Here is a 21,844-nt window from a genome sequence, read left to right as displayed (position 1 = left end):
TTGATGTGACATCAAGTCTCTTAGTTGTTTTGTTTCCGGTTGATTCCATCTAGCTACAGCGGCTAGAATGTTCGGTGGCTTCACTTCTTCCTATGAGGCAAAAGGCGCCTCTACGTCAGAAGTTCCATCCCCCTCACATTCTAAGCGAGCCGCTTTCGCTTTTGATCACATCTAGCTGCGCCTCCTAGCCCCTTCCGTCTAAGAACCTTCCGCACGAGAAAGTAAAAAACACTTTCTGTGCGAAAGAACCTTAGCCTACGAGGCTAAACAGTCGGCTCCGCTTTTGGTTTCATCACGGGAAACGAGGGAATTGACCGAAGTCCGGGCTGCGTTTTTCTTTGAACGCGTCACGACCTTCTTTTGCTTCGTCAGTTGTATAGTACAATAACGTTGCATCTCCAGCTAATTGTTGAATACCAGCTAGACCATCTGTGTCTGCGTTGAATGCAGCTTTTAAGAAACGAAGTGCCATTGGGCTGTTTGCTAAAATTTCTTGTGCCCATTGTACTGTTTCTGCTTCAAGCTCTTCTAATGGTACTACTGTGTTTACTAAGCCCATATCAAGCGCTTCCTGTGCGCTGTATTGACGACATAAGTACCAAATTTCGCGAGCTTTCTTGTGGCCTACCATACGAGCTAAGTAACCAGCTCCGTATCCACCGTCAAAGCTTCCTACTTTAGGACCTGTTTGTCCGAATACAGCGTTGTCTGCAGCGATTGTTAAGTCACATACGATATGAAGTACGTGTCCTCCACCGATTGCATAACCTGCTACCATTGCGATAACTGGTTTAGGAATTGCGCGAATTAGACGTTGTAAGTCTAATACGTTTAGACGTGGGATTTGGTCGTCACCTACATATCCACCATGACCGCGAACTTTTTGGTCGCCGCCAGAACAGAATGCACGTCCACCTTCACCTGTTAAAATGATAACGCCAACATTTGCATCATCACGAGCGTGTGCAAAAGCGTTGATTAACTCCATTACCGTTTTAGGACGGAATGCGTTATGTACTTCAGGGCGGTTAATCGAAATCTTTGCGATACCATTGTATGTTGAATAAATAATATCTTCGTAATTGCCTTCTTTTACCCATTCAATAGCCATTACAACTACCTCCTTGTATATTTCTGATCTCCTCTATAAGTGTAGCTTCCCTCTTAGGTGAAAAAAGCATCACTGCATAGTTTTTAGAAATCCCTTTACTATTGTATCAAACTTTTCAGGTTGTTCCACATGAATTGCATGGCCAGCACCATCAATTTTGACAAATTTCGCGTCAGAGACGCATTTTTCGATATTTTTTAATATGCGAAAGAACTTTTCATCATGCTCACCGTTCATTAAAAGAACAGGCATTTTTAAGTTTTGTAGCTCATTCCACCATGAAGGCTGAGCCCCTGTTCCCATGCCGCGCAAGCTATTTGCAAGCCCTTTCGGATTGTTAGCAAGTCGTTCTTTTCGCACTGCTTCTTTTACGTTTTGAGCTAAACTTTTTTGCGTTTCAAACAGCGGAATATTTTCCCACATTGATACAAAGCTTTTAATGCCTTCACGCTCAATTTTATGAGCAAGTCGCTCATCTTTTTCACAACGTTCTTTTCTATCCTCTTCACTTTCAAGCCCAGCTGTACAATTTTCTAATAAAAGAGAACATACATATTCTGGATATAGGCATGCCATCGTAATCGCCAGTCTACCGCCCATTGAATAGCCGAGTATGTGCGCTTTTTCAATATGAAGATAGTCTAGTAGCTCTTTCATTTGCAATGCCGCATTTCGAATATCATAATGCGTCACATCTTCAGGACTTTCTGTTTTCCCATGCCCAACAATGTCTACTAAAATGACTTGAAATTGCTCGCTCCAAGAAGGAACGAAAGAACGCCACGTTTCCATGCTTCCCGTAAAACCATGAAGAAGTAGAAGTGGTTCCCCGCTTCCGACTACTTCATATTCATACGATACACCTTGCAGCGTTACGTTCATTTTGATTCACCTTGCAACGATGTAGTAATTACGTCCTGTGTTTTCGCCCATAATTTGCGGTGTGATGTTAAGTTTTCATCACGGTTCGTACAAATTTCTACAACGTGTAAACCTTCCGCCCTTGTTCCTTTTTGTACCTCTTCGCGGAATTGCTCCCAACCATTTACACGGCTAAATGAACCACCGTACATGTTGACAACATGCTCATAGTCAAGACCAATCGGTGTTCCAAATAACGATTCAAAATGTTCCTTTTTCTCATACTGTGGTAAGAATGAGAAAATACCGCCACCGTCATTATTTACAACGACAATTGTTATATTTAATTCATGTAATTTTGCGGCTAATAATCCGTTTAAATCGTGATAAAATGATAAATCACCGATCACTAATACGAGCGGTTCACAAATAATGCTCGCTCCTAAAGCTGTCGAAATGATTCCATCAATCCCGTTTACACCGCGGTTTGCCATCACTTGAATATTTTTATCCGATGTGAAGAAGAATGAATCTGTATCACGAATTGGCATACTATTACTTGCAAATAACGTTGCCCCTTCTGGTAATACACGGACAATATCCGTAATAACTTTCCCTTCAAATGCCGTTTCATATGTTTCTATTTCACGAAGCGTTCCCTTCGTTTTTTCGTTTATATGTTTCCACATTCCGAACCAATCATTCTTTTTCATAACTGGCATTTTTTCTATTAGTGCACTGCAAAATGCAATATCACTTGCTTGGACAACTTCTGTCGCAACAAGAGCTGGGTCTCTCCATTGCCCAGATTCATCAACAACGATATGAACGGCTTTCGTTTGTTTTTTGATGAACTGCGTTAATGCTTTCGAAACAGGCATACCGCCAAAGCGAATCATAACTTCTGGCTTCCACGTTTCCTTTAACAGCTCATTTCGTAAAAATGTATCGTAACAGTCGATTACCATCGTTTTATCGTGATGTCCACTACGAATATTAGAAAGTGGGTCCGCTAATATTGGATATCCCGTTTTTTCAGCTAATTCCGCCACAAACGCTGCGATTTCCGAATGACTATCATCTCCACAAATAATAAGCCCCTTTTCCATATGTGAAAGGCGCCCTACAAGAGAGTCTACATATTCACTCGGCATCATCACGTTCCCTTGCTGAACTACTCCTGTATATTCCCCGCGTCCTTTATCCCATAAACTTTCTAATGAGAAGTCCGGGATAAGCGGTTCGCGAACTGGAAAATTAAGATGAACAGGTCCTTGCGGCGCTAAACAAGCACTTGCTATCATGCGTTGCGTCGTCATGCGAGCATAATGATACATCGCTTCACTCGCTTCTGGAAGTGCCATTTCTGTAAATTGCTTCACAAACGTACCGTATAAATTAAATTGATTCATTGCTTGCGGTGCACCGACATCTCTTAATTCATGCGGTCTATCCGCTGTTAAAACGATAAGCGGCACTCGTGAATGAAAAGCTTCACATACAGCTGGATAATAGTTCGCTGCTGCCGTTCCTGACGTACATAATAATGCAACAGGACGTTTTTTCGCTTTTGCGATACCGAGCGCAAAAAATCCTGCGGATCTTTCATCTACATGTAAATATGTGTTCATTCCTTCATGTTGTTCCATTAGTAGAGCTATCGGCGTTGACCGTGAGCCTGGACTAATGACAACATCACATACATTTAGACGCGTCAGTTCATCCACGAACGCGCCTAAATAATATGATAATGCTTCTATATGATTGTTCATTTCATTAATTCCTCCAAAGCACCAAGCATCGGTCTAAACTTCAAACTTGTTTCTTCATATTCAAGCTGCGGTACTGAATCAATTACAATCCCGCAACCGGCAAATAAGGATGCTTTCTCGCCGTTTAATAATCCGCAGCGAAGTGCAACCGCAAATTCACCATTTCCTTCATCATCTATCCAGCCAATCGGTGCACCATATAATCCTCTATCTAACAATTCAACATCACGAATCAGTTTCATCGCTTCCAAACGAGGTGTCCCGCCAAGAGCTGGTGTTGGATGTAATTCTTCTACCATTGTTAAAAGACTCGCATCGCCTTTTGCCTCTACAGGTGTATATAAATGAATTAAGTTTTTCGTTGTTAATAAGCCCGGGCTTTCCGGAATATTAACGGATTCGCAGTGTTCATTTAATACCGACCTGATCATGTTCACAACATAACCGTGCTCAGCTAAATTCTTTTCATCATGAAGAAGCGCATTACTATTTCGCTTACTTTCTTCTATAGATTGACCATGACCAGTTGAACCAGCAAGACACATCGAAGTAAACTTCTCATCTTCTTTGCGAATTAATCTCTCTGGCGTCGCTCCTAAGAAGCATGCTCCTTTATAATCAAAAGAAAATACGTAACAATCCGGTTGCCCAATGCGAAGCGCTTCTAAAACAAGAGCAGAATCAATATGATGATTCATCTCTACTTTTAGCTCCCTCGCTAATACAACCTTCTGCACGTTCCCCTGCTTCATCTCATCTTGCACTTTCTCAATGGCCTTCATCCAGCCTTTCGGATTCACTTCTACTTTAGATGTAACTGTTAATTTCGATCCTTCTAGTGCACATTTACTCTCCCCAAAAATTTTCTCTTCTAAAGAAACAATTTCGTTATAAAGAGTTTCTGCACAATCCGTTGCTGAAACGAATGTATTCATTGTTAACCATGCTTTTTCATTTTTTACAGTTAATAAAAATGCCGGTAGTGAAAATGTCGTATCATCAAATTCTTTCCATAAGTCCGTTTTCTCTTTTTCTTGGTCAAATGAAAATCCACCAAATAAAAGAGGACCTGTTCCAAATTCGTATTTTTCTCTTTGTACAAATGCGTTCTCTTTTACTTTATCCCACTCGTCACGAGCCGTTTGAAAGCGTTTGTGAGAAGCAGTTGCTATAGTGAAAACAGAGCCAATTCCAGCAAATATTACATGCTGAGCTGGGTCTGCAAAATAACATCTATTTTCGAATGCAATCCTTTTTCCTGCTGCATAAAACAGAAGAGGATCCATCCAGTCTATTTGTTTTACAAAGCTCACCAATATTTTTTCGTCAGTTGCACGCTTAATGGCCGCACTAAGAACTTCTTGCAAGCCTATTTGTTTCGTTTGAATCACAATTGTCTCCCCCCTATGGGCGAAAAATAGTCATAATTACGCTTGATTTTAAGATACACCTCAAACGAAAGGCCTGTCAACGTTTAGCATTTCTGAGAAATTCACCTTCTCTTCCTAGAAAATAAACGTTGACACTAAATGATGCTTTTTCTACACTTAGTTGTGTACAATATGTGACAAAAGGAGGATTCAACATGGAAATGAACGTCGAAACGAATTCCTCTCCTACGGCGCCAAAGCCAAGTAAGCAAACAGGCTGGCGCATTTGGTGGAGTTTACTACGTCCCCATACATTAACAGCAGCTTTCGTTCCTGTTTTCATCGGAACAGCCTATGCAATGCAGGTCGGAGGTATAAATCAAATACATCTCCCTCTTTTCCTTATAATGCTTCTTGCTTGTCTTCTCATTCAGGCAGCAACAAACATGTTTAATGAATACTTTGATTATAAAAGAGGACTTGATCACGAAGGTTCAGTTGGTATCGGCGGCGCTATCGTTCGCGATGGCATTCAGCCAAAAACAGTACTTAACTTAGCATTTGGATTTTTCGGCATCGCAATACTATTAGGTGTTTATATTTGTATGAATTCTAGCTGGTGGCTTGCTGCAATCGGTCTTGTTTGTATGGCCGTTGCTTACCTTTATACAGGCGGTCCACTTCCAATTGCCTATACACCATTTGGAGAGTTAACAGCCGGATTATTTATGGGTGTCATTATTATTGGGATTTCATTCTTTATTCAAACTGGAACTGTAACATCAGAAGTCATTTTACTATCGATTCCAAGCTCCATTTTAATTGGTGCCATTTTACTAGCCAATAACATTCGTGACTTAGATGGCGATAAAGAAAACGGTCGTAAAACGTTGGCAATTCTCGTTGGACGTGAAAGAGCCGTTGGTGTACTTGCTTCTATGTTCATCGTTTCCTACATTTGGACAATTGCTTTAATTATCGTGGGCATCGTATCACCATGGATGCTTATCGTATTTTTAAGTGCACCGAAAGCATTTAAAGCGACGAAAGGCTTTATCGGCAAAAGTATCCCAATGGAAATGGTACCTGCGATGATTGCAACTGCAAAAACAAATACAATCTTCGGTCTCCTCATGGGAATCGGATTATTGCTTGGATATTTCCTTTAAAAGGAGCTGCTAATGCGGCTCCTTTTTCATATACCAATTTCAGCTCATAATTCCTACTCTCAACGCTCATACTATGTAAAGAAACTGAATTGTAGGAAGGTGGATGACAATGTTAACTCCACAACAAGTAAATCAATTTAAATCCGTTTTAGAAAAACAAAAACAAGAACTAGAGCAAACAATACAAACGCATGAAAATGAAAATCGTGCCTCTGAACGCGATTCCGTCGGAGAATTGTCTAGCTATGATAACCATCCAGGTGATATGGCTACAGAGCTATATGAACGTGAAAAAGATTTCGGGCTTATTGAGCTTTGGCATAAACAGCTAGAGGATACGAAACATGCCTTGCAAAAAATAGAAGCAGGTACGTACGGTATTTGTGAAGTGTCTGGCGTGGAAATTCCATTTGAAAGATTAGAAGCAATGCCGACTGCTACAACATGCATACAGCACGCGACAAATAAATTAAATATGGAGACCCGTCCAGTTGAAGAAGAAGTATTGGCTCCTTCTTTCCATAAGCACGATGAAGATCATTCTGTTGAGTACGATGCAGAAGATGCGTGGCAAGATGTCGCAAATTATGGAACGTCTGAAACACCGTCTGATTTAGAAAGACAAGATTCAAAAAATTATAATGGTATGTATGTAAATAGTGAAGAGAATGTTGGATATGTAGAGGATTTCGAAAACTTTATCGGTACAGATATGTATGGAAAAAACCCACAAGTTTTCGCCACAGAAGAACATGAAGAGTATGAACAAATGCTTGATGACTTTGAAGAGCGTACCTTCAAAGGCGAATTATCTTCAAATGAATCTAGTTCCAAAGAGTAAAGTGAAACTTTAATTAGTGTGGGGACCATCCCTCACTAATTATTAGCCCACACCCTTCGGACGTTTACGGGATAAAAAAAAGCATTCCGAAATTCGGAATGCTTTTTATCGCTAGCTAATTAGTTTTTTGTAACGTTAGCTGCTTGTGGTCCGCGGTTTCCTTCAACGATTTCGAAAGAAACTTCTTGACCTTCTTCTAAAGTTTTGAAGCCTTCGCCTTGGATAGCTGAGAAATGTACGAATACGTCTTCTCCGCCTTCAACTTCGATGAAGCCAAAACCTTTTTCGCCGTTAAACCATTTAACTTTACCTGTTTGCATGTCATGTACCTCCTAAATAAAAATGAAACTATGAATCCACATGAAAAGGTGGATATAAAGGACATGAATGTATAACAAGCTTACAGCCTTTAATACAACGTGCTTTATTTCCGTACCACATTATGTAGCTCAATAGTGCTTTCACTATATCACGCTATATGAAAAACGTCAAATGAGAACACTTTCATTCCATCATTTTTTTATAATTTTAATATAATGTTGAATTTCCATCTCCTTATTTTATTTGAAAATTAACAAAACTAGAGTATTCTAATACTATTAAATTCTGTACAATATAAATATATATTACATATGAGGTGAAAAAAATGAAGGCACATGAAATCGAATATAAGTTATACGGTGACGATATGCAGTTCGTTGAAATTGAATTAGATCCAGAAGAGAGTGTTATCGCAGAAGCTGGGGCAATGATGATGATGGAAGACTACATCGAAATGGAGACAATTTTCGGTGATGGTTCTGGACCATCTAACGGTCTATTCGGAAAATTAATGGGGGCTGGTAAGCGTCTTGTTACAGGTGAAAGCATGTTTATGACTGTATTTACAAATACAGGTCACGGCAAACGCCACGTCTCATTTGCTGCTCCTTATCCTGGTAAAATTGTTCCTGTTGATTTAACAGAATATCAAGGGAAAATAGTTTGCCAAAAAGATGCGTTTCTTTGTGCTGCAAAAGGTGTTTCTATCGGAATTGAGTTTACTAAAAAAATAGGAACTGGTTTCTTTGGTGGTGAAGGTTTCATCATGCAGAAACTTGAAGGTGATGGTCTAGCTTTCATGCATGCAGGCGGAACTGTATATAAGCGCGAATTAAAACCCGGCGAGAAACTTCGCATTGATACAGGTTGTCTCGTTGCCATGACAAAAGACGTTAACTATGATATTGAATTTGTAGGAAAAGTAAAAACAGCTCTATTTGGCGGTGAAGGTTTATTCTTCGCAACGCTAGAAGGTCCTGGAACGGTTTGGATTCAGTCCTTAACACTTAGCCGCTTAGCAGCACGCCTTACGAGTCCAGCAGCTCAAAGCACCGGTGAAGGCAGTGTTTTAGGTGGACTTGGTCGTTTATTAGATGGAAAAGAGTAAAAGTGCCCTTATGGGGCGCTTTTTATTTAGGTGGACTACGCTTCCCCTCCCCCTCATATAACTAAATGTTCCATCCTCATTTTCAAAACCCTCAAAAAGAATGAATCAAGTCCCTCACTGCATATATTTAACCATACCTTTTCTTAAGGAGGGCTTCCTTAATGCGTACTCCTTTATCCTTTGATAAAGACACTGCCATATTGTTAGCTTCTTGTTGTGAGTTAACGTATGAACAATATAAACAAAATGGGATTTTTGAAATACCAGATGGTTTTCAATATGTACAAGGTTTTCAAGGAAAAACCATTCAAATGACAGAATGGTTTGGATTCATATTAGAATCTGAGGATACAATTATTGTAGCTTTTCGGGGCACACAAACAGATACAGACTGGATTATCGATTCACTCGTCAACCAAAAGCCATACCCATATGCTTTAAACAGCGGAAATGTCCATAACGGCTTTCTTTCTATTTATGAATCTTGCCGAGATTCTATTATGGATATGCTCGTATCATTGCCAGCCCATAAAAAACTACTAGCTACCGGACATAGTTTAGGTGGTGCGCTTGCTACATTACACATATTAGATGCACGTATCAATACTGCCTTCGCACAGTATGGCCTTTATACATTCGCTTCTCCAAAAGTAGGAGATATCGCTTTTCGAAATTATTATAAACTACAAGTAGCTAGTAGCTTTCGTTTTGTAAATTTATTCGATGTCGTTCCACTTCTCCCTCCGCGAAACATAAATTTTAATGATCGTGATTGGGAATATGCCCACGTTCATCACAATATGACATTTACAAAAAATACAAAATCTATTACGAATAATCATTCCATGACAACATACAAAACATGTCTGACTTCTCATTTTTAACCAGTAAACAATTGGAAATTATACATTCGTATACTATAATAATATATGAATTTACTTTTGGATGAGGGGACCTTACATGTTAAAGTTTATCTTTGCACTTTTTCTCATTGTAATTTTTTCGGTTACAGGTTTCTTTACATTTTCATACTTTGCGACAGGAGAATATGGTGGAACAGGCATAATCTATACCGCTATCCCATTTCTTTCTTAAGCAAAATAAGTAAACCGAGCTTAGTCTCATTTAGCTCGGTTTACTTTGCGAAGCAATCGTATTCCTGTTTTAAAAGCGAATACACTTTAGAATCACTGTACGTATTATTCATTTTTACATTTTGCCTCAATGTACCTTCATATACCATTTTTAATTTTTGCATCACACGTTCAGAAGCTACATTTTTCACACTACATCTCCCTTCAATACGATTCAAATTTAATTCTTGAAAACCAACTTTTATAACTTGTTCTAACGCTTCAACAATAACTCCTTTCCCCCAATATGTTGGGCTAATTACAGCTCCAATCGATGCACTATTATGTGGCATAAGCCTTATTCCACATGTTCCAATTACCTTTTGGTTATCATTCAGCATAATAGACCATATAAGAGCCTTACCATCTCGTATCGTTGTAAACATATTTTCTAATAAACGATGAGTTTCCTCTTTCGTTTTATGTACTTCCCTCGGTACATATGTAGCTGTTTCCGAATTAGAATATACTTCAAATAAATCAGCTGCATGCGCACCGTGTATCTTCGTTAAAATTAATCTATTTGTTTTTAAATCTCCTTGTTCATACATACCCTTCATATGCCATTCTCCACACTTCTGTATAATGAGTAAAAGTCCCTTCAAAAGGGACTTTTACTTAATGTTGTTTAACCGTATTACCAATACCCCAAATTTCATTACTGTACTGCAAAATCGTTCGATCGCTCGCAAAATGACCTGATTGTGCAATATTTAAAATCGACATTTCTAGCCATTTCGTTCGATTTTCATAAGTACGCCCTACAGCTTCTTGCCTTTCCGCATATGGACCAAAATCTCGCAAAACGAAATATTCATCATTTTGAATAACGAGAGAATCGTAAATTGCTTCAAATTCAGCTCCCGACTGTGCAAAGAAACCATTCGTTAACTGATCTACTACTTTTTTAATATGCATATTGTGGTGATAATAATCACTTGCACGATATCCACCATTTTGATAGTAATGAAGAACCTCTTCCGCCGTTAAACCGAAAATGAAACAGTTATCATCACCGACCCTGTCTTTTATTTCAATATTAGCTCCGTCTAATGTGCCGAGTGTAATCGCACCATTCATCATAAATTTCATATTTCCTGTTCCTGATGCTTCTTTACTCGCAGTTGAAATTTGTTCACTTACATCCGCCGCTGGGAATATATCTTCCGCTACAGAAACTCGATAGTTTTCTAGAAAGATAACTTTCATATATTGGCTTACGTACGGATCGTTATTTACTTTCCTTGCGAGTTCATTAATTAATTTAATAATTTTTTTCGCATAATAATAGCCAGGTGATGCTTTCGCTCCAAAAATAAAAGTACGCGGATAAAATGTAAAACTAGTATCCTCTTTCAAACGGTTATACAAATATAAAATATGAAGAACGTTTAATAATTGTCGCTTGTAAGCATGCAGTCTTTTTACTTGCACGTCAAAAATAGAATTTGGATCAATTGTAATCCCCATTTTATTATGAATACGCTCCGCTAAAATCTCTTTACGCTCTTGTTTTACCTCTGCAAATTTCTCTTGGAAACTCGCATCATATTGAACTGTTTGCAACGCCTGCAGCTTAATCGGTTCTTTCTTCCACTCTGTTCCAATCGCCTCTGAAATAAGGTTCGTCAGCTGCGGATTTGCCTTCATTAACCAACGTCTATGAGCGATTCCATTCGTCTTATTATTAAACTTATCTGGATAAAACTCATAAAACAATCGCATTTCACGTTGCTTCAAAATTTCCGTATGAATTTTTGCTACACCGTTTACGCTATGGCTACCGACAATTGCTAAATGAGCCATTTTCACAAGATCATGTGCAATAATCGCCATATCTTCAATGCGATGCCATTCGTACGGATAACGTTCCCAAAGTTCATGACAGAAACGTTCATTAATCTCTTCAATAATCATATAAATTCTCGGTAATAACGGTTTAAAAATGTGAATTGGCCACTTCTCAAGCGCTTCTGATAACGTCGTATGATTCGTATAAGAAATCGTTTGCGTCGTTATGTGCCAAGCCTCTTCCCATGCTAGTTTTTCTTCATCTAATAAAATACGCATCAGTTCTGGAATCGCTAAAACCGGATGTGTATCATTAATATGAATCGCAATTTTTTCATGTAATTGACGAAGGTCACCATATCTTTCTCTATGCGTACGAACGATATTTTGTAAACTTGCTGATACGAGGAAATACTGTTGTTTTAAGCGAAGTATTTTCCCCTCATCATGCGTATCATCTGGATATAAAAACTCCGATACCGCCTCTGTTTCACGCTTATATTTCAAAATATCTTTGCAGTTTTGCGGGAAAGGAACTGGTTCAGCATTCCAAAGCCTAAGCGTATTTACAGTACTCGTCTCATAGCCTACTACTGGAACATCATATGGTACCGCCATAATGACTTCTGCATTCGTATGCCTGAACTCTAAACGTCCATCCATTTCTAACGGCTCCACACTGCCAAAATAGCTTACTTCTACAGCTTGATCATGCCTTCTTACTTCCCATACATTTTCATGAAGAAGCCATTGTTCTGGAAACTCAACTTGATAACCATCAACAATTTTTTGATCAAACAAGCCATGTTTGTAACGAATCCCACAGCCGTGTCCTGGTAAGTTTAAAGATGCGAGTGAATCAAGAAAACAGGCTGCTAGACGTCCAAGCCCACCATTTCCAAGACCTGCATCTGCTTCCACCTCTTCTAACTCTTGCAAAGAAATCCCAAGCTCCGAAAGGCCCTGCTCACATACATCCCTGATGCCTAAATTTAAAATGTTACTTCCAAGCAAACGTCCAAGTAAAAACTCAATGGATAAGTAATACATTTGCTTTTGCTCTCCAGACCGATAGCTTTCGTTCGTTGCAATCCATTGATTATTCATATACTCACGTACCATGTACCCAAGCGTATTATATTGATCACGAGTTGTAGAGTCTTTGAAACTTTTCCCATACATCGTCTCTAACTTTTCTAGAAAGGCTGATTTGAAACTTTCAACATGAGTAAACATTTTTTCACCACCTACATGTTATTCCATGAGACTTTTATACAATTTCTTATAAGCAAGAGCTGATTTCTCCCAACTATAATCTTCAGTCATCGCTTGTGTTACAAGCTGTTCCCATACCGGCTTATCGTGATAAAATTCAATTGCACGGCGAACCGTATACAACATGTCATGTGCATTGAAGTTCGTAAAACTGAAACCATTTCCTTCTCCTGTTTCTTCATCATAAGATTGTACAGTATCGTTTAATCCACCTGTTTCTCTTACAATCGGAATCGTACCGTACGCTAATGCGATAAGTTGTCCAAGTCCACACGGTTCAAACAGTGACGGCATTAAAAATAGATCGCTTCCCGCATACACTTGATGCGCAAGCTCCTCATTAAATCCGATATATACCTTCACCTTCTCTGGATACTCATATGCCATCCATTCAAAGAACTGCTCGTATTCTGAATCACCGGATCCTAAAATGATACATTGTACATCTTCTTCCATTATTTCACGGAATACAGTACGTACTAAATCAAGACCTTTTTGTTTCGTTAATCTCGTGACCATTGCAATAATTGGTGTATCCTCTTTTTCTGGCAAACCAAAATAACGCTGCAATGCACGTTTATTTTCATTTTTTTCATATAATGACTCTGCATCATACTGAGCTGTAATATACGAGTCCGTTTCTGGGTTATATACGCTCGTGTCAATTCCATTTACAATGCCACTCAGCTTATCATTATATTTTCGTAGCAATCCATCTAATTTCTCACCGAAAAACTCATATTGTATTTCTTCTTTATATGTCGGGCTAACCGCTGTAATTTGATCAGAAGCGATAATACCGCCTTTCATAAAGTTCACATTTCCATAAAACTCTAGCTGCTCACTATGAAAATATTCATCACCAAGCTCTAACAGGTCGTACATCACTTCAGGAGAAAATACACCTTGGAACTGCAAGTTATGAATTGTATATACCGTTTTAATACGCTCATATAATGGGTTGTCTTGATACTTTTCGCGAAGTAAGAAATTAACCATAGCGGTGTGCCAATCATGGCTATGAAGAACATCCACTTCAAAATCAAGATGCGGAATACACTCTAAAACTGCCTTCGAAAAATAAGAAAAACGCTCTCCGTCATCATAATGACCGTACAAAGAATCCCTCTTAAAATAATATTCATTGTCTATTAAATAATACGTAATCCCGTCTTGCTCACCTTTTAAAATTCCGCAATATTGATTTCTCCAGCCAAGAGGAACGTTAATTACTTTATGAAGCGTACATCCATCTCTTAATTTTTGCGGAATAAGACTATAATTCGGAAGTATAATACGTACATCCACACCTAATTTTTTAAGCTCTTTTGGGAGCGCACCTGCTACATCAGCTAATCCTCCCGATTTAACAAACGGTACACATTCTGATACTGCAAATAAAATATTCACTTGTTGTCCCACTGCTCGAAAAGCATATATTACTCTTCTTGCAGCTTCCTCCCTTCGAGTTTTCATTTAAATTAAAACTTTAATCAGTGGAGGAAAGACCCCCACTGATTCTTCAAGAATAACTATTAATCGTACTGTTTTGAATGCTTCCTTTTTCTACAACGTACGGCTCATCGGTGTTTCCTTTTAAAACGACACCGTCACCAATTTTCACGTCTTTATCAATAATAACACCGTCTATTATACAGTTATCTCCAATTTGGCTCTTTTGCATAATAATACTATTACGAACAATTGAACCTTTTCCAATTTTAACAGAACGGGAAACAACACTGTTTTCTACTTCCCCTTCAATAATACTGCCATTTGCAATCATTGTATTTTTCACGACTGCACCCTTTAGGTAACGAGTTGGCGGCTCATCTTTTACTTTCGTAAAAATCGGTGCTTCTTTCTTAAATAATTGCTTCCAAATAGCAGGTTGCAAAATTTCTAAGCTATGTTTATAGTAACTTTCAATCGAGTCAATAATAGCTACATATCCTGTATGCTCATACGTAGCAATATGCAGTGATTTTCCGCGCTTTTCTCTCACTACATCAAATAAACTGTATTGCTCCACATCTTTATATGTCTCAAATAAATCTAACAATAATTGTTTCTTTAACACGTATGTTTGAAGCGAAACCCCTTCATGGCAAACTTCAGTAATATCAGCTGCCGTATGTATATGCCGCTCTAACACCGCCTGGAAATTTAATGCTGTTACGAGATGGCTATTCGTAATAACAACGTATTCTTCTCTGCTTCTTAGAAAATAATCAATATGTCTTCTAAAATGTGCAAAAGATCCAAACTCATCTTGGTCACATTGGCAATTTGGTGGGAATAAAAACAATCCGTCACGTTTTCTATCTAAATCCCACTGTTTCCCTGAACCAACATGGTCCATTAACGAACGGTTTTTATGGCTTGTAAAAACCGCCACACTATGAATATTAGAATTCACCATATTGGAAAGCATGAAATCAATGAGTCGATAACGGCCCCCAAACGGTAGCGCCGCTAGTGAACGATGCCCTGTTACTTTCTGTAAGGAAGTAAAACTTCCCGTTGCATTAATAATTCCTAACATTTTTTCTCCCATTCATTTCATCCCCCTTTTCTATTTCCCTTCAGCAATTAATACTACATCGTCAACATTTTTTTCTGGACGAATGATTGTTCCATCTTCAATAACCATTTCCGATCCAACAATTGCTCTTTCAATCACAACATTTTTCCCAATCTTCGCTCCTGGCATAACGACGGAATCAATAACCATACTACCTTCTTCCACCGTCACCCCTTGGAATAAGACAGAATGCTTCACGTCCCCTTCAATGACGCACCCTTCGTTAATCAGTGATTCTTCCACTTTTGCCTTTTCCGCAATATATTGAGGCGGTTCGTTTGGATTGACAGAATAAATACGCCAGTTACGATCATTTAAATTCAATGATGTTTCATCGCGAAGTAAATCCATATTCGCTTCCCATAAGCTTTTCACTGTTCCAACATCTTTCCAATATCCTTCAAACGGATACGCCATTAGCTTCTTCCCTTCATCTAATAAAAGCGGAAGTACATCTTTTCCGAAATCATTACTAGATTCAGGATTTCTTGCATCCATTTCTAAATACTCTTTCAAAATTGCCCAGTTAAAAATATAGATTCCCATTGATGCAAGATTACTTCTTGGAAATTGCGGTTTCTCTTCAAACTCAACAATTTCCATCTCTTCATTCGTATTCATAATGCCAAAGCGACTCGCTTCATCCCAAGGCACTTCAATAACAGAAATCGAAACGTCCGCTTCTTTCTCAACATGGTAATCTAGCATTTTACTGTAATCCATTTTATAAATATGATCGCCTGATAAAATAAGGACATACTCTGGTTCGTACTGACTTAAATAGTTTAAGTTTTGATAAATGGCACTTGCCGTACCTGTGTACCACTTCACACCTGAAGACTCCGCATAAGGAGGTAATACTGTGACTCCACCGTTTACTCGGTCTAAATCCCAAGCATTGCCGATTCCGATATAATTATGAAGTTCGAGCGGTTGATACTGCGTCAAAATCCCAACCGTTTCAATACCAGAATTCGCACAATTACTTAACGTAAAATCAATAATGCGATATTTACCACCAAATGGAACAGCTGGCTTAGCTAAATTTTTTGTTAATGCACTTAAACGACTACCTTTTCCCCCTGCTAGTAACATTGCTACGCACTTTTGTTTTTGAGCCATCTTGTTTTTTGCTCCCCTTTCTAGTCTTCACTGGTCGTAATATGGATACGCCAAATGGTGGAATTGTAATTTCTACATGTGCCTCTTGATTATGGTACGGTTCTAGAGTCGCCTTAAGACGTTTTTTATTCACTTGCCCCGAGCCGCCATATTGCTCCGCATCACTGTTTAAAATCTCGTTATAATACTCGAAATCTGGCACACCTACTTTATAGTTTTCATATGTAGCTTTCGTAAAATTACATACGACAACTAACGCATCTTCTTGTTTATCTCCTTGGCGAATAAACGAGAAAATACTTTGCTCATTATTATTAGCATCAATCCACTGAAATCCTTCAGGTGAATGATCAAGCTGCCAAAGTGGTTTTGAGCGCTTATACAATGCTATGAGCTCTTTAAAGTAATCATGCATATAACGATGCATTTCAAAATCATGTAAATTCCAATCTAAATCTTCAAGGTCTTTCCACTCATCAAACTGCCCAAATTCTCCTCCCATGAAAAGTAATTTCTTTCCTGGGTGAGTAAATAAATATCCATATAATAAACGAAGCTGAGCAAACTTATCCCAGTAATCTCCTGGCATTTTATTTAATAACGACTTTTTCCCGTGAACGACTTCATCATGAGAAAGCGGTAATATGAAGTTTTCAGAGTAAGCATATAGTAAAGAGAATGTTATTTTCTCATGAATATACTTCCTGTATTCAGGTGCACACTCCATATATTTCAGCACGTCATTCATCCAGCCCATATTCCATTTGTAATTGAATCCAAGTCCACCTTCATAAGTTGGAGCTGTTACAAGTGGCCAAGCTGTTGAATCTTCTGCTGTCATAAGAAAGTCTTCATCCTCTGCAAATACCGCTTCATTTAACTCTCGTAAAAATGAAACAGCGTGCTCATTACTTTGCTCCTGTCCTTCTTTATTCCAGTACAACATATTCGCAACTGCATCCACCCTGAAACCGTCAATATGGAAATATCTCATCCAAAATAACGCATTTGAAATTAAGAAATTACGTACTTCCCTTTTTCCTAAATCAAAATTGACAGTTCCCCATACTTGGTTTTCTTGTACATCCTTATCTTTATATTCATAAGTCGGTGTCCCATCAAACAAATATAGACCGTGAGCATCTTTACAAAAATGCCCCGGCACCCAATCTAAAATGACACCGATTCCATATTTATGACATTCATCGACAAAATACATCAAATCATGTGGTGTGCCGAATCTACTCGTTGCTGCATAATATCCCGTCCCTTGATATCCCCAAGAACGATCATATGGATGCTCAACAAGCGGCATGATTTCAATATGTGTAAATTGATGTTCCACCACATACGGAATGAGTTCTTCTACCATTTCCCTATAAGAATACAGCGTTCCATCTTCTTTCTTCTTCCAGGAACCGAAATGTAATTCATAAACTGTCATCGCTTCTTTATAAACCGGCTTTTTCTTTTTCTTACGACTCCAGTTTTTATCATTCCATTCGTATCCCTTCATATCAAAAACTACAGATGCCGTATTCGGTCTTATTTCTGCATATACAGCGTACGGATCTGCCTTAAAAATGACGTCACCAGCCATCGTTTCAATCGCATATTTATATATTACCCTTTCTTCAATATGCGGTATAAACAAGGACCAAATTCCCTCTTCTGTCTCTTGTAGCATCTTATGTTGCTCATAATCCCATTCATTAAAATCGCCAACAACACTCATTGCTTTCGCATGAGGAGCCCATACTGTAAATCGTACCCCTCGCATCTCATCTTCCGTCACAATATGTGCACCAAAGATGCTATAACTCTCATAGTACTTTTCTGTATGAAACTCATCTCGTTTCACTTTTTCACAATTTATTAAACTCAATATGCTCACCTCACTAAGATGACAGAATTTTTTATACTTTAACTATTTCTGCAAAAAACTGTGATATCCTTGTTAATTTATAAAAAATATTCGTTTTTTTCTTAAAAACGTTGGTTTTTCTTCACATTTCCGTGTAAAATATCGAATTTTGACGAATATTCATTGCAAACGCTTCATTTTCCCCTATCTTTTTACTATCATTTTTTTCTCAACCTCTATTTTATTAGGTTTAGCCTATTTTTCATGCTATTTTCTACTTAAAACCGTAGCAAAACAATCTGTCATAAAAAATGTTTCTCAACATTTTTTGTCATAAATTTATTGAAATGCGAAATTCCTAAGTAGATTATTCTCAATAAAGAATATTAAATTTTCATAAATATAACTCATGCTAAAATACTGTGTTTACTCTATCTATATCCAAAACGAAAATTCGATAAAAAATTAAATTAAGGTGGGTTCTTATGCCAGTAAAACAAAAATTAGAACTGGGAGTTGGCACGGCAACGCTCAGCTTATCACTTACATTCGGTGGTTTATTCGCTTATTTCAGTGATTCTGAAACATCGATTAACTCATTTCAAACTGTCTAACAACAAAATTAGGTACTGAAAGCTACTTGGTCAATATTATTATGCAAGACCTGAGGAAAGCCTTGCAGGTGATAAAGATATTTGCTTCGTCGAAAAGAACTTCTTGAAAAAAGGTCCGGATGCACCTAAATCACAAACACCTGTAGAAAAATCAAAAAGCGGTACACTGGCAGATATTTTAAAGAAATTAGGATTAACGCCTAAAAAATAATAAAGTGAAACTTTAATCAATCGGGGCTTTACTGCCTGGTAAATAGCGGAATAATAAAGAGCACTCTACGTAAAATAGAGTGCTCTTTTTCTATAAACAACCCTTATCCAGCAAAAGGGGTATATTGGGGATATACAAGGGAAACCGGAAAAGGAATTTATATTAAATTATATAAGTTCAGAGGTAAGAAGCAGTTTCCCACCTCTGAATTATTTAGCAATTATTATAGTACTGGTACCATTGTTTCTTTTAATACTTTTACAGAATGAGCGAATTTCACTTTTTCTTCTTCATTTAGCTCAAGTTCTACAATTTCACGTACACCTTCGCGGTTAATTACAGCTGGAACACCTACGTAAGCATCTTTCTCACCGTATTGACCTTCAAGGTATGCAGATACAGTTAATACGCTGTTCTCGTTGTTTAAGATCGCTTTAGTTACACGAAGTAGTGACATACCGATTCCGTAGTAAGTTGCACCTTTACGCTCGATGATATGATAAGCTGCATCACGTACGTTTTCGAAAATTTTATCTAAGTCTTCTTGATTGTACTGTTCGTTGTTAGCTAAGATTGTTTCTAGTTTTTGTACACCGATAGTAGCGTGGCTCCATACTGGAAGTTCAGTATCACCGTGCTCACCAACGATGTAAGCATGAACGTTACGTGGATCTACATCTAAGTAGTCACCTAACATGTAACGGAAACGAGCAGAGTCTAAAGTTGTACCAGAACCGATTACGCGCTCTTTTGGTAGACCAGATTCTTTCCAAGTTACGTAAGTTAAAATGTCAACTGGGTTAGTTGCGATTAAGAAGATTCCATCGAATCCGCTATCCATAATACCGCGAACGATTTGTTTAAAGATCTTTGTATTTTTCTCAACTAAGTCTAAACGAGTTTCACCTGGTTTTTGTGGTAATCCCGCAGTGATAACTACTAAATCTGCATCTTTACAATCTGCATAGCTACCGCTCCAAACTTTTGTTGGTGATGGAGAGAATGGTACCGCATGACTTAAGTCCATTGCTTCCCCTTCTGCTTTTGCTTCATTAACATCTACAAGTACGAATTCTTCAGCTACACCTTGGTTGATCATTGAGTAAGCGTAACTACAACCTACAGCTCCTGTTCCTACTAATACTACACGATTGATACCTTTTTTCATGTTAATTTCCCCTCTCTATTGTTCACATATATTTTTTTATGATTGTTTAAGTAATTAATTAAAATACTAATTTAATGTTGTTTAACTTCTTTACATTCATATTGTAGCACGTATCATTGTGAATTACTTCACAAATTATGACCTATTTGTGAACTTTTTCACATAGAGTGTAAAGTTATTGGAATAGGTGTGAAATCCATTTCAATGGAGGCGTTTTCTTTAGATTGTGAAAGGGTTTTTCTTATGGTTTTTGTCGGTAGGTGAAATTATATCGGCGATTTTTAGAATATATCGACCGTAACTCCAAATATATCAGCGATTATTGAAATTTATCGATCGTAACTCAAATTATATCAGCGATTTTTGCAATATATCGACTTACCGACAAAACTCGACAATAATGACAACATAAAAAAGCTGTCTTCAGTAGGTCACACCTATTGAGAGAGAGCAGCTTCTTCTATATATTATTTATTTTCCACAGTAGCTCCCGGATGTATTTTCTTCGATTTATACAAGTGGAGGAGGCTACAGCCATACAGATGGGATAAAAGTTCAATTTGAGTATGATTTGTTAAGTAGATAATTCCTTCATATTCATACAGGTCCAAATAAACAACATGATTGTATTTACGGCTCTCTATGTACCCCACTGCAACAGCGAATACTTCATATTTCTTCTATTGCATAAAAAAGCAGACTATCCAAAGCCCACTTTTACACAACAAAAAAGAGATAGCAGATTATGCTATCTCTTTTAGTATGACCCGTACGGGATTCGAACCCGTGTTACCGCCGTGAAAGGGCGGTGTCTTAACCACTTGACCAACGGGCCAGTTCTGGCAGAGAAGAAGGGATTCGAACCCTCGCACCGCGTTCGCGATCTACTCCCTTAGCAGGGGAGCCCCTTGAGCCACTTGGGTACTTCTCTATAATATGGCTCCGCAGGTAGGACTCGAACCTACGACCGATCGGTTAACAGCCGATAGCTCTACCACTGAGCTACTGCGGAACAATTATGGTGGGCCTAAATGGACTCGAACCATCGACCTCACGCTTATCAGGCGTGCGCTCTAACCAGCTGAGCTATAGGCCCATAATTGAAAAGCGGGTGAAGAGAATCGAACTCTCGACCAGAGCTTGGAAGGCTCTTGTTTTACCACTAAACTACACCCGCATTAAATTGTAAATGGTGAGCCATGAAGGATTCGAACCTTCGACCCTCTGATTAAAAGTCAGATGCTCTACCAACTGAGCTAATGGCTCATTTTGAAAGTGGTGCCGGCTAGAGGACTTGAACCCCCAACCTACTGATTACAAGTCAGTTGCTCTACCAATTGAGCTAAGCCGGCTTGCGATTTCAAAATGGTGGCTCGGGACGGAATCGAACCGCCGACACGAGGATTTTCAGTCCTCTGCTCTACCGACTGAGCTACCGAGCCTTTATGTAAAAAAATGGCGGTCCCGACCGGGGTCGAACCGGCGATCTCCTGCGTGACAGGCAGGCATGTTAACCACTACACCACGGG

At 38.5% G+C, this 21,844-nt stretch carries 17 protein-coding genes, 8 tRNA genes and 3 pseudogenes; 8 read left to right on the top strand and 20 right to left on the bottom strand.

Going from position 1 to position 21,844, the window contains the following annotated elements; genetic code table 11:
- Positions 1-292: 292 nt before the first annotated feature.
- The 4 genes from menB to JDS81_RS20195 all read right to left on the bottom strand — a co-directional run bounded on the left by menB (position 293) and on the right by JDS81_RS20195 (position 5,135).
- Positions 293-1,111: a 1,4-dihydroxy-2-naphthoyl-CoA synthase gene (gene menB, locus JDS81_RS20210; protein ID WP_000963888.1), complete on the bottom strand. Its 819-nt coding sequence runs from the start codon at positions 1,109-1,111 to the stop codon at positions 293-295.
- A gap of 69 nt (positions 1,112-1,180) precedes the next feature.
- Positions 1,181-1,993 (bottom strand): 2-succinyl-6-hydroxy-2,4-cyclohexadiene-1-carboxylate synthase, encoded by an 813-nt coding sequence (gene menH, locus JDS81_RS20205; protein ID WP_097953571.1) that lies wholly within the window; start codon positions 1,991-1,993, stop codon positions 1,181-1,183.
- Entirely contained in the window at positions 1,990-3,744 is a 1,755-nt protein-coding gene (gene menD / locus JDS81_RS20200; RefSeq protein WP_097953572.1) for a 2-succinyl-5-enolpyruvyl-6-hydroxy-3-cyclohexene-1-carboxylic-acid synthase, read from the bottom strand. Before menD ends, menH begins: the two co-directional genes overlap by 4 nt.
- Positions 3,741-5,135: an isochorismate synthase gene (locus JDS81_RS20195; protein WP_097953573.1), complete on the bottom strand. Its 1,395-nt coding sequence runs from the start codon at positions 5,133-5,135 to the stop codon at positions 3,741-3,743. The genes menD and JDS81_RS20195 overlap by 4 nt, the downstream gene beginning before the upstream one ends.
- 194 nt (positions 5,136-5,329) lie before the next feature.
- Here JDS81_RS20195 and JDS81_RS20190 point away from each other — a divergent pair, with 194 nt between their 5' ends.
- Together JDS81_RS20190 and JDS81_RS20185 are read left to right on the top strand one after the other, a co-directional pair.
- Complete coding sequence (locus JDS81_RS20190) at positions 5,330-6,283, top strand: 1,4-dihydroxy-2-naphthoate polyprenyltransferase (protein WP_000425740.1); 954 nt, start codon at positions 5,330-5,332, stop codon at positions 6,281-6,283.
- Positions 6,284-6,392: 109 nt separating this feature from the next.
- Positions 6,393-7,124, top strand: a complete 732-nt coding sequence (locus JDS81_RS20185) for a yteA family sporulation protein (protein WP_000957400.1) — start codon at positions 6,393-6,395, stop codon at positions 7,122-7,124.
- Positions 7,125-7,243: 119 nt separating this feature from the next.
- On the opposite strand, the gene cspD is transcribed toward JDS81_RS20185, so the two are convergent.
- Positions 7,244-7,444 (bottom strand): cold-shock protein CspD, encoded by a 201-nt coding sequence (gene cspD, locus JDS81_RS20180; protein WP_001193053.1) that lies wholly within the window; start codon positions 7,442-7,444, stop codon positions 7,244-7,246.
- Positions 7,445-7,770: 326 nt separating this feature from the next.
- Between cspD and JDS81_RS20175 the strand changes: the two genes are divergently transcribed.
- The 3 genes from JDS81_RS20175 to JDS81_RS30760 all read left to right on the top strand — a co-directional run bounded on the left by JDS81_RS20175 (position 7,771) and on the right by JDS81_RS30760 (position 9,648).
- A complete protein-coding gene (locus tag JDS81_RS20175; protein WP_000643604.1) occupies positions 7,771-8,553 on the top strand; it encodes a TIGR00266 family protein in 783 nt (260 codons plus the stop codon).
- Positions 8,554-8,714: 161 nt separating this feature from the next.
- Entirely contained in the window at positions 8,715-9,437 is a 723-nt protein-coding gene (locus JDS81_RS20170) for a lipase family protein (protein ID WP_001260116.1), read from the top strand.
- A gap of 76 nt (positions 9,438-9,513) precedes the next feature.
- Positions 9,514-9,648 (top strand): hypothetical protein, encoded by a 135-nt coding sequence (locus JDS81_RS30760; protein ID WP_000911069.1) that lies wholly within the window; start codon positions 9,514-9,516, stop codon positions 9,646-9,648.
- 40 nt (positions 9,649-9,688) lie between these two features.
- On the opposite strand, the gene JDS81_RS20165 is transcribed toward JDS81_RS30760, so the two are convergent.
- The 6 genes from JDS81_RS20165 to glgB all read right to left on the bottom strand — a co-directional run bounded on the left by JDS81_RS20165 (position 9,689) and on the right by glgB (position 18,343).
- Positions 9,689-10,246, bottom strand: a complete 558-nt coding sequence (locus JDS81_RS20165) for a GNAT family N-acetyltransferase (protein WP_097953575.1) — start codon at positions 10,244-10,246, stop codon at positions 9,689-9,691.
- Positions 10,247-10,304: 58 nt separating this feature from the next.
- Entirely contained in the window at positions 10,305-12,713 is a 2,409-nt protein-coding gene (gene glgP, locus JDS81_RS20160; RefSeq protein WP_097953576.1) for a glycogen phosphorylase, read from the bottom strand.
- A gap of 18 nt (positions 12,714-12,731) precedes the next feature.
- On the bottom strand, positions 12,732-14,162 hold the full coding sequence (glgA, locus tag JDS81_RS20155; protein WP_002106619.1) for a glycogen synthase GlgA: 1,431 nt from the start codon (positions 14,160-14,162) through the stop codon (positions 12,732-12,734).
- Between the two features lie 112 nt (positions 14,163-14,274).
- Positions 14,275-15,309, bottom strand: a complete 1,035-nt coding sequence (glgD, locus tag JDS81_RS20150) for a glucose-1-phosphate adenylyltransferase subunit GlgD (protein ID WP_000504178.1) — start codon at positions 15,307-15,309, stop codon at positions 14,275-14,277.
- Positions 15,310-15,327: 18 nt separating this feature from the next.
- Positions 15,328-16,458: a glucose-1-phosphate adenylyltransferase gene (gene glgC / locus JDS81_RS20145; RefSeq protein WP_000057608.1), complete on the bottom strand. Its 1,131-nt coding sequence runs from the start codon at positions 16,456-16,458 to the stop codon at positions 15,328-15,330.
- The gene (gene glgB, locus JDS81_RS20140) at positions 16,406-18,343 is read right to left on the bottom strand and encodes a 1,4-alpha-glucan branching protein GlgB (RefSeq protein ID WP_097953577.1); all 1,938 of its coding nucleotides are present in this window, start codon (positions 18,341-18,343) and stop codon (positions 16,406-16,408) included. The genes glgC and glgB overlap by 53 nt, the downstream gene beginning before the upstream one ends.
- Positions 18,344-18,807: 464 nt before the next feature.
- On the opposite strand from glgB, the pseudogene JDS81_RS20135 reads away from it, so the two are divergent.
- Positions 18,808-18,927, top strand: a pseudogene (locus JDS81_RS20135) (TasA family protein); the annotation flags it as partial.
- 28 nt (positions 18,928-18,955) lie between these two features.
- Positions 18,956-19,147, top strand: a pseudogene (locus tag JDS81_RS31115) (dockerin type I domain-containing protein); the annotation flags it as partial.
- 223 nt (positions 19,148-19,370) lie between these two features.
- Here the strand turns inward: JDS81_RS31115 and JDS81_RS20125 are convergent.
- The gene (locus tag JDS81_RS20125; protein ID WP_199688613.1) at positions 19,371-20,315 is read right to left on the bottom strand and encodes an L-lactate dehydrogenase; all 945 of its coding nucleotides are present in this window, start codon (positions 20,313-20,315) and stop codon (positions 19,371-19,373) included.
- 487 nt (positions 20,316-20,802) lie between these two features.
- Here JDS81_RS20125 and JDS81_RS20120 point away from each other — a divergent pair.
- Positions 20,803-20,967 (top strand): annotated as a pseudogene (locus JDS81_RS20120) (IS4 family transposase); the annotation flags it as partial.
- A 111-nt stretch (positions 20,968-21,078) separates the two neighbouring features.
- Here JDS81_RS20120 and JDS81_RS20115 read toward each other — a convergent pair.
- The 8 genes from JDS81_RS20115 to JDS81_RS20080 form a co-directional block, all read right to left on the bottom strand.
- Positions 21,079-21,150 (bottom strand) — tRNA-Glu (locus JDS81_RS20115).
- 5 nt (positions 21,151-21,155) lie between these two features.
- A tRNA-Ser gene (locus tag JDS81_RS20110) sits at positions 21,156-21,246 on the bottom strand.
- Positions 21,247-21,252: 6 nt separating this feature from the next.
- A tRNA-Asn gene (locus JDS81_RS20105) sits at positions 21,253-21,327 on the bottom strand.
- A 7-nt stretch (positions 21,328-21,334) separates the two neighbouring features.
- Positions 21,335-21,411: transfer RNA gene (locus JDS81_RS20100), tRNA-Ile, on the bottom strand.
- Positions 21,412-21,421: 10 nt separating this feature from the next.
- Positions 21,422-21,492, bottom strand: a tRNA-Gly gene (locus JDS81_RS20095).
- A gap of 13 nt (positions 21,493-21,505) precedes the next feature.
- Positions 21,506-21,581 (bottom strand) — tRNA-Lys (locus tag JDS81_RS20090).
- Positions 21,582-21,591: 10 nt separating this feature from the next.
- A tRNA-Thr gene (locus JDS81_RS20085) sits at positions 21,592-21,667 on the bottom strand.
- Positions 21,668-21,681: 14 nt separating this feature from the next.
- Positions 21,682-21,757, bottom strand: a tRNA-Phe gene (locus tag JDS81_RS20080).
- Between the last annotated feature and the right edge of the window lie 87 nt (positions 21,758-21,844).

The sequence above is a fragment of the Bacillus cereus group sp. N31 genome (assembly GCF_016483245.1).
Lineage (GTDB): Bacteria > Bacillota > Bacilli > Bacillales > Bacillaceae_G > Bacillus_A > Bacillus_A toyonensis.
This window is presented reverse-complemented; position numbering and strand designations above follow the sequence as displayed.

Bases quoted from the DNA above. Each gene is read 5' to 3' on its own strand.
- JDS81_RS20185 (WP_000957400.1), top strand. From the start codon at position 6,393: ATGTTAACTCCACAACAAGTAAATCAATTTAAATCCGTTTTAGAAAAA.
- menB (WP_000963888.1), bottom strand. From the start codon at position 1,111: ATGGCTATTGAATGGGTAAAAGAAGGCAATTACGAAGATATTATTTAT.
- JDS81_RS20170 (WP_001260116.1), top strand. From the start codon at position 8,715: ATGCGTACTCCTTTATCCTTTGATAAAGACACTGCCATATTGTTAGCT.
- glgP (WP_097953576.1), bottom strand. From the start codon at position 12,713: ATGTTTACTCATGTTGAAAGTTTCAAATCAGCCTTTCTAGAAAAGTTA.
- cspD (WP_001193053.1), bottom strand. From the start codon at position 7,444: ATGCAAACAGGTAAAGTTAAATGGTTTAACGGCGAAAAAGGTTTTGGC.
- glgC (WP_000057608.1), bottom strand. From the start codon at position 16,458: ATGGCTCAAAAACAAAAGTGCGTAGCAATGTTACTAGCAGGGGGAAAA.
- JDS81_RS20165 (WP_097953575.1), bottom strand. From the start codon at position 10,246: ATGAAGGGTATGTATGAACAAGGAGATTTAAAAACAAATAGATTAATT.
- menH (WP_097953571.1), bottom strand. From the start codon at position 1,993: ATGAACGTAACGCTGCAAGGTGTATCGTATGAATATGAAGTAGTCGGA.
- glgD (WP_000504178.1), bottom strand. From the start codon at position 15,309: ATGGGAGAAAAAATGTTAGGAATTATTAATGCAACGGGAAGTTTTACT.
- JDS81_RS20175 (WP_000643604.1), top strand. From the start codon at position 7,771: ATGAAGGCACATGAAATCGAATATAAGTTATACGGTGACGATATGCAG.
- JDS81_RS20190 (WP_000425740.1), top strand. From the start codon at position 5,330: ATGGAAATGAACGTCGAAACGAATTCCTCTCCTACGGCGCCAAAGCCA.
- JDS81_RS20125 (WP_199688613.1), bottom strand. From the start codon at position 20,315: ATGAAAAAAGGTATCAATCGTGTAGTATTAGTAGGAACAGGAGCTGTA.
- JDS81_RS30760 (WP_000911069.1), top strand. From the start codon at position 9,514: ATGTTAAAGTTTATCTTTGCACTTTTTCTCATTGTAATTTTTTCGGTT.
- menD (WP_097953572.1), bottom strand. From the start codon at position 3,744: ATGAACAATCATATAGAAGCATTATCATATTATTTAGGCGCGTTCGTG.